Annotated in this window: 4 protein-coding genes; 3 read left to right on the top strand and 1 reads right to left on the bottom strand. The window is 66.5% G+C overall.

Going from position 1 to position 1665, the window contains the following annotated elements; translation table 11 throughout:
- Nucleotides 1–96 precede the first annotated feature (96 nt).
- The 3 genes from HDC93_RS37585 to HDC93_RS37595 all read left to right on the top strand — a co-directional run bounded on the left by HDC93_RS37585 (nt 97) and on the right by HDC93_RS37595 (nt 1021).
- Nucleotides 97–237: a hypothetical protein gene (locus tag HDC93_RS37585; RefSeq protein ID WP_185015246.1), complete on the top strand. Its 141-nt coding sequence runs from the start codon at nt 97–99 to the stop codon at nt 235–237.
- A 144-nt stretch (nt 238–381) separates the two neighbouring features.
- On the top strand, nt 382–612 hold the full coding sequence (locus tag HDC93_RS39535) for a hypothetical protein (RefSeq protein WP_185015247.1): 231 nt from the start codon (nt 382–384) through the stop codon (nt 610–612).
- A 4-nt stretch (nt 613–616) separates the two neighbouring features.
- Nucleotides 617–1021, top strand: a complete 405-nt coding sequence (locus HDC93_RS37595) for an NUDIX domain-containing protein (RefSeq protein ID WP_260420020.1) — start codon at nt 617–619, stop codon at nt 1019–1021.
- A gap of 74 nt (nt 1022–1095) precedes the next feature.
- On the opposite strand, the gene HDC93_RS37600 is transcribed toward HDC93_RS37595, so the two are convergent.
- Nucleotides 1096–1440 carry a hypothetical protein gene (locus tag HDC93_RS37600; protein WP_185015248.1) on the bottom strand — a complete coding sequence of 115 codons (345 nt, stop codon included), beginning with the start codon at nt 1438–1440 and terminating at the stop codon, nt 1096–1098.
- Between the last annotated feature and the right edge of the window lie 225 nt (nt 1441–1665).

The following is a 1665-nucleotide window of genomic DNA, read 5'->3' on the forward strand; positions in this document are numbered from 1 at the left end:
CCACCGCAGAGCCGCACCCCCTGAGAACCGTCGCAACCTCCCCAACGAGCAGGCTCCGTACGACGTCACGCCACAGCCGGGGAACCCCCAGAGAACGTGGCCGTCGCCGACCGGATCGTGGTCCTGGACCAAGGGCGGATCGTCCAGGAAGGCACATACGCCCAGCTCACCCAGCAGCCAGGTCTCTTCCGGACCCTGTGGGAGCTGCAGCGCCGGATGAGCGGCGACACCCCCTGATCACCCGGCCCGTGCGAGGCCACCGTTCTGCCAGGCAGAGACACAGGGCCGCTCCCGATTCTCCCTCCGCTCCACGTCCGAACCCGCCCAACTAGCCCCCGAAGGAATGCCGTGACGACTCCACCGGCTACGGAAGTCAGTGACGTGAGCGAGCTTCGCCACCAGCTCGTCGAGCAGCTCCACACCGACAACCACATCCGCACCGCCGCTGTCGAGCGCGCCTTCCGCACCTTGCCCCGGCACGTCTTCGCTCCCGACGTCGCTGTGGAAGAGGCGTACGCCAACGACATCATCCCCACCCGCCACGCGCCCGATGGCCGGGTGATCAGCTCCGTGTCCGCACCGTGGCTACAGGCCGACACGCATCTGAGGTAGCCCCATGCCGCTGTCGCACCACCACATCCGCACCACCGTCGAGACCTACGTTGCTCGCCACCCTCACGAGCGAGAACAGCTCGGCGGCCTCCTGGACGCCCTCGACCGTCCCACCGACATCACCAGCCGGACCACCTTCACCGGACACGTCACCTGCGGCGCGATCGTCGTCGACCCCCTCGGCCGCGTCCTGCACGTGCTGCACCTGGCGAGCGGGAAGGTCCTCGCCCCTGGCGGACACACCGAGCCCGTCGCCGAGTCCCTGGCAGCAGCAGCGCTGCGGGAGCTGCACGAGGAGACCGGGATCCCGCCCCAGGCCGTGGCACCGTGGCCCGGCTACGAGGCCGTGCCGGACTGGGGAAGAGCCGGTGTTCCAACCCTGCAGTATTCGAGGGGCGAGGTGACGTGATCGACTCTGTAGTCCTGTCCGGCTTCCGCAGGCAAGTGAGGGAGGCCATCGGGAAGGGGCGCCGATGCATGGAGCTAGGCCAAGACGTCGATGCGTCCAGCACACGCTTTCAGGATGGCGTGCAGGTTCTTACGCGTCGAGGCAGCGTCCGTGGGACCGGCGGCTTCGATCTCAGCCAGCACCTCTCTCTCCAACTCGTCCACCTCACCCTGGGTAAGGAGCGGCAGCCCGAACAGGCGGTAGCCGCTGTCTACGGTGGTACAGAGGTCGAGCTTGAGAGTGTGCCAACTCTGGTGAGCCGCCATCTGCTTATCAGCGTGCTTTGCGCCCGTCGCCTGACGGCTGCGTCGCCAGCGCCGCCAATCCGTCAGTCCGCTCGCCGGCTTGTCCCGCCTTTTCGCATCATCGAGCTCGTCCATTGCCCAAAGCAGAGCCTGCACGTCAATACAAGTCTGCGTGCAGAGCTTCCGCGCCCGCGCAAAAGTCTTATGCGTGACCACAACCATGGTGACCATGAGAGTCAAGACCGTAGAAATAAGCGGCGCCGGATATTGATCCGAAACGGTAGGTGTTCTGGGTCGTTGATCCCTGCGTGAGTGAACTGGTGGGGGACGCGCGGCAGTTGTCGCCGTCGGCGCAGGAGG

It is taken from the genome of Streptomyces sp. AK010 (assembly GCF_014207295.1).
Classification (GTDB): Bacteria; Actinomycetota; Actinomycetes; order Streptomycetales; family Streptomycetaceae; genus Streptomyces; species Streptomyces massasporeus.